Raw genomic sequence first — 4319 nt, 5'->3', positions numbered from 1 at the left:
CCTGGGCCCCCTCCCGGGGCTGCGCCCCTGGGCCCTATTCGCGGGGCCTGCGGCCCCTGCGCTCCCTTCTTTCGCCTGCGGACCGTGCTCGGTTGCCCGCGCAGTTCCCCGCGCCCCTAACTACCCAGGGGCGCGGGGAACTGCGCGCTCAGCCACAGACAACGGGCAGACGACCCCCGGGCGGATCAGGGGCGCGAGGAACTGCGCGACCAGCCACCCACCGGTCCGCAGACGACCACCGGGCCCTGAAGGGGCGCGGGGAACTGCGCGAGCAACCACAGACAACCGGCAGACGAACCCCGGGCGGATCAGGGGCGCGGGGAACTGCGCGACCAGCTCACCACCGGCCCGCAGACGAACCCCCGGCCAAAAAGGGGCGCGGGGAACTGCGACCAGCCACCCGAGGCGGGCCGCTGGACAACGGCTCGGGTGTTCGGAGGCGGAACGGGGCCCGGGGAGACGTCCCCCCGGCTACACCCCCAGTTTCGCCTCCAGGGCCCGCGTCGTCGCCGTCTTCTCGCCCTCGACCTCCACCCGCGCCGCCTCCTGGCGGCCCGACGCGAACAGGGCCAGTTCGCCCGGCTCGCCCGTCACCGTCACCACCGGTGTCCCCCGTCGCGCCACCGCCGTCTGGCCGTCGGGGCGGCGCAGGACCAGGCCCACGGGGGAGCGGCGGCCCATCAGGCGGGCCATCTTCTCCAGGCGGGACCAGAGCACGTCCGCGAAGACCGGGTCGACCGGGCGCGGGGTCCAGTCGGACTGGGCCCGGCGGACGTCCTCGCCGTGGACGTAGAACTCGATCGCGTTCGCCCCCTCGTCGACCTGCTTGAGGTTGTACGGGGAGTACTTCGGCGGCCCCGTCCGGAAGAGCCGCACCAGCTCCTCGTACGGCTTCGCGGCGAACTCCGCCTGCACCCGGTCCAGCCGGGACTTCAGCGCGCCGAGGATTATCCCGCCGGCCGCGTCGAGGCGGCGCTCGCGGAGCACCAGATGGGCCGCGAGGTCGCGCGTCGTCCAGCCCTCGCAGAGGGTCGGGGCGTCGGGGCCCGCCGCCTCCAACAGGTCGGCGAGCAGAAGTCGTTCACGCTTGGCATGGGTCGACATGGGGGCCAGCGTACGGCCCGTACCCGCGTCCGCCCAGTGGACGCACCGCCGCCCGCGCCCCCGCGCCACGGCACAATGGGGCCATGACCAGCACTCTCGACCCCGCCGTCGCCGCCCGCCTCAAGCGGACCGCCGATGGACTGGTCCCGGCCATCGCCCAGCAGTACGACACCGGCGAGGTGCTCATGCTCGGCTGGATGGACGACGAGGCCCTGCACCGCACCCTGACCACCGGCCGTTGCACGTACTGGTCGCGCAGCCGGAACGAGTACTGGGTGAAGGGGGACACTTCCGGTCATTTCCAGCACGTCAAATCCGTCGCGCTGGACTGCGACGGGGACACGCTGCTGGTCAGGGTCGACCAGGTCGGCGCCGCCTGCCACACCGGTGACCGGACATGCTTCGACGCCGACGTCCTGCTGCCCGCCCCCGCTCAGTAGGGTCGCGCCATGGATCTCGAAACCTTCCGCAAGCTCGCGGTGGACCGCCGCGTCATCCCGGTCAGCCGCCGCCTCCTCGCGGACGGCGACACCCCCGTCGGGCTCTACCGCAAGCTCGCCGCCGAGCGCCCCGGCACCTTCCTCCTGGAGTCCGCCGAGAACGGCCGCACCTGGTCGCGCTACTCGTTCGTCGGCGTGCGCTCCGCCGCGACGCTCACCGCCCGCGACGGCCAGGCCCACTGGATCGGCACCCCGCCCGTCGGCGTCCCCGCCACGGGCGATCCGCTGGAGGCCCTGAGAGCCACCGTGGAGGCGCTGCACACCCCGCGCGACCTGGTCGCCGGGATGCCGCCGTTCACCGGCGGCATGGTCGGCTACCTCGGGTACGACATCGTGCGCAGGCTGGAGAAGATCGGCGAGCACGGGCGCGACGACCTGGAGCTGCCCGAACTGACCATGCTGCTCACCTCCGACCTCGCCGTCCTGGACCACTGGGCCGGCTCGGTGCTGCTGATCGCCAACGCGATCAACCACAACGACCTGGACACCGGGGTCGACGAGGCCTACGCGGACGCCGTGGCCCGCCTCGACGCCATGGAGGCGGACCTGGCGAAGCCCGTCGAGTACGAGCCCACCGTCCTGCCGCCCTCCGAGCTGCCCGAGTACACCGCCCTGTGGGGCGGCACGGCGTACCAGGACGCCGTCGAGGACATCAAGGAGCGCATCCGCGCGGGCGAGGCCTTCCAGGTGGTGCCCTCGCAGCGGTTCGAGACGCCCTGCACGGCGAGCGCGCTCGACGTCTACCGGGTGCTGCGGGCCACCAACCCGTCCCCGTACATGTACCTCTTCCGCTTCGACGGCTTCGACGTCGTGGGATCGAGCCCCGAGGCCCTGGTCAAGGTCGAGGACGGGCGCGCCATGGTCCACCCCATCGCCGGGACCCGGCACCGCGGCGCCACCCCGCAGGAGGACAACGACCTCGCCGAGGAGCTGCTCGCCGACCCCAAGGAGCGGGCCGAGCACCTGATGCTGGTGGACCTGGGCCGCAACGACCTGGGCCGGGTCTGCGAACCGGGCAGCGTCGAGGTCGTCGACTTCATGTCGGTCGAGCGGTACTCGCACGTCATGCACATCGTCTCGACGGTGACCGGCCGGGTCGCCCCGGGCCGTACCGCCTTCGACGTGCTCACCGCGTGCTTCCCGGCGGGGACGCTCTCCGGGGCGCCCAAGCCGCGCGCGATGCAGATCATCGAGGAGCTGGAGCCGAGCCGCCGCGGGCTCTACGGCGGCTGTGTCGGCTACCTCGACTTCGCCGGCGACTCCGACACCGCGATCGCCATCCGCACCGCCCTGCTCCGCGACGGCACGGCCTATGTCCAGGCCGGGGCGGGCGTGGTGGCCGACTCCGACCCGGTCGCGGAGGACAACGAGTGCCGCAACAAGGCGTCGGCGGTGCTGCGGGCGGTCCACACGGCGAACCGGCTCGGCGGTCCGTCCCTCAGGAGCGCGCGCTCCTGAGCGACGGACCGGCCCCGCGCCGCGATTTCGCGCCATAACACGCCCCCGGCTGACAAGATCACCCCGGCGCAGGCGATAGTGGAGTACGTGAGTGCCGTACCCGTACCCCAGTCGCGTGCCGAATCCGCGTCGCCCGCCCGCGCCGGAGGCGGAGGCGGCGGTCGCCGCAGCCTCGCCGCCGCCCTGTTCTTCGGGGCCGCCGGGGCCGCTGTCGTCCTGCTCGCCTCCGGGCAGACCTGGGCCGAGGGCCACGCCGCGGTCGGGGGCGGCTCGGTGCCGCTGCGCGCCACCGGGCAGAACGTGACGGGCGTGCCCGCCGCCCTGGCGATCGTCGGACTCGCCGCGCTCGTCGCGGTGTTCGCCGTGCGCCGGGCCGGGCGGCTGCTGGTCTCCGGGCTGCTCGCGCTGAGCGGCGCCGGAGCCGCGCTCGCCGCCTTCCTCGGCGCCGACGACAGCTCCGCGCTCGACGAGAAGGCCGCCCGGACCAGCGGCGACGCCGCCGCGACCATCGGCGGCCTCACACACACCGCCTGGCCCTACGTCACCTTCGCGGGCGGCCTGCTGCTCCTGGTCGCCGGCCTGCTCGCACTGCGCTTCGGCGCCGCCTGGCCCGCGATGGGCGGACGCTACGAGCGCGACGGCAGCCCCCGGCCCCGCAAGTCCCGTCCGGCCAAGGACCCGGACCGGCCCGAGGAGCTGTGGAAGGCCCTGGACCGGGGCGAGGACCCGACCGGAGTGTGAGCTGTCCCACGGGAGCGACCCCAGGCTCGGGGCACGCGGGCGCGTGGGCGACAATGGTCGACGAGCGGTCGCGGTCCCCGGACTGGGCGGCCGACTCCGTGACCCAGAGATTCACCAACGAGGAGCAACTCATGGCGGGCAGCAGCGGCGGCCACGGACACACCCCGGCCGCCTGGACCGGTGTCATCATCTCCTTCATCGGCTTCTGCGCGGCCTCGGTCTTCATCGTCGCCGCCAACCCGATCGGCTTCTGGGCCGGGACGGCGCTCACCCTGCTCGGCGCGGTCGTCGGCGGCGTCATGAAGATGGCCGGCCTCGGCACCCCGAAGGAGTCCGCCGAGATGGCCGCGGCCCGCGAGGAGGCCGGCGCCAAGGCGCGCGCCCGTCTCGCCGAGGCCCGCTGAGGCACCCGGCACCCTGTTCCGAGCATCCGACGAGAGGCGCGGCCCCGCTGGGGCTGCGCCTCTCGTCGGATACGGGGACAATCACCGCGTGGACGCCACCCCGGCCCCGGCC

At 73.9% G+C, this 4319-nt stretch carries 5 protein-coding genes; 4 read left to right on the top strand and 1 reads right to left on the bottom strand.

Annotated features, from left to right (window positions below; genetic code table 11):
• Positions 1-471: 471 nt before the first annotated feature.
• Positions 472-1104: a TIGR03085 family metal-binding protein gene (locus ACJA3G_RS31410; protein ID WP_406556435.1), complete on the bottom strand. Its 633-nt coding sequence runs from the start codon at positions 1102-1104 to the stop codon at positions 472-474.
• A gap of 83 nt (positions 1105-1187) precedes the next feature.
• On the opposite strand from ACJA3G_RS31410, the gene hisI reads away from it, so the two are divergent.
• From hisI to ACJA3G_RS31390, 4 genes are all read left to right on the top strand, one after another.
• Positions 1188-1544, top strand: coding sequence for a phosphoribosyl-AMP cyclohydrolase (gene hisI / locus ACJA3G_RS31405; protein ID WP_406556434.1), 357 nt, complete (start codon positions 1188-1190; stop codon positions 1542-1544).
• A 9-nt stretch (positions 1545-1553) separates the two neighbouring features.
• Entirely contained in the window at positions 1554-3062 is a 1509-nt protein-coding gene (locus ACJA3G_RS31400; protein WP_406556433.1) for an anthranilate synthase component I, read from the top strand.
• Between the two features lie 78 nt (positions 3063-3140).
• Positions 3141-3803, top strand: a complete 663-nt coding sequence (locus tag ACJA3G_RS31395; RefSeq protein WP_406556432.1) for a TIGR02234 family membrane protein — start codon at positions 3141-3143, stop codon at positions 3801-3803.
• A 131-nt stretch (positions 3804-3934) separates the two neighbouring features.
• Positions 3935-4207 (top strand): HGxxPAAW family protein, encoded by a 273-nt coding sequence (locus ACJA3G_RS31390; protein WP_406556431.1) that lies wholly within the window; start codon positions 3935-3937, stop codon positions 4205-4207.
• Positions 4208-4319: the final 112 nt, after the last annotated feature.

It is taken from the genome of Streptomyces sp. YS-3 (genome assembly GCF_045257485.1).
In the GTDB taxonomy this organism is placed as follows: Bacteria; Actinomycetota; Actinomycetes; order Streptomycetales; family Streptomycetaceae; genus Streptomyces.
Note: the sequence above shows the minus strand (reverse complement) of the source record. Positions and strands in the feature narration are given on the sequence as shown.

What these genes read in the sequence shown, in the direction of transcription:
- ACJA3G_RS31410 (WP_406556435.1), bottom strand. Translation starts at nt 1,104, where the DNA reads ATGTCGACCCATGCCAAGCGTGAACGACTTCTGCTCGCCGACCTGTTG.
- hisI (WP_406556434.1), top strand. Translation starts at nt 1,188, where the DNA reads ATGACCAGCACTCTCGACCCCGCCGTCGCCGCCCGCCTCAAGCGGACC.
- ACJA3G_RS31400 (WP_406556433.1), top strand. Translation starts at nt 1,554, where the DNA reads ATGGATCTCGAAACCTTCCGCAAGCTCGCGGTGGACCGCCGCGTCATC.
- ACJA3G_RS31390 (WP_406556431.1), top strand. Translation starts at nt 3,935, where the DNA reads ATGGCGGGCAGCAGCGGCGGCCACGGACACACCCCGGCCGCCTGGACC.